Here is a 614-nt window from a genome sequence, read left to right on the forward strand (position 1 = left end):
GGATATGGACGGCACCTTTCTGGACGATAATAAGCAGTACAACGTTCAGCGATTTTCACGTCAGTATGCGCTGCTGAAGCAGAAGGGCATCCGTTTTGTGGTGGCCAGTGGTAATCAGTATTACCAGCTGCAGCGCTATTTTCCCGACATCAAAGATGAGATCGCTTTCGTGGCAGAAAATGGCGCCTGGGTCTCTGACAGCAATGAAGAGATTTTCTGCGGTGAGTTAGCGCAGGAGAAGGTGCATAAGATCCTCGATATTCTGGCGCATGAACCGGACATCGCGGTGGTGGTGTGCGGACGAAATGGTGCTTATATGCATTCTTCCGCCTCTGAAGAGGTGATGGACCAGCTGGCAAACCACTATCACCGTCTGGAAAAGCGCGATGACCTGTATGCCATTGACGACACTATCTTCAAGTTCTCGCTGAAGCTGGAACATGAAGGGGTGGAAGCACTGCTGCAACGCCTGCATGCGCGTCTGGGCGAGCTGGAAAATATCATGCATCCGGTTTCCAGCGGCTTTGGTTTTATTGACCTCATCATTCCCGGCTGCCATAAAGCCCACGGCATCGCGCTGCTGCAGGAAAATTGGGGCATCAGTGATTGTGAAG

Annotated in this window: 1 protein-coding gene; it reads left to right on the forward strand. The window is 51.8% G+C overall.

The window, feature by feature from the left end:
* Window positions 1-614: HAD hydrolase family protein (locus tag AC07Z7_RS25135; protein WP_494768054.1), on the forward strand; the 614-nt coding region annotated here is incomplete at both ends.

It is taken from the genome of Acidovorax sp. GW101-11A03 (assembly GCF_059424825.1).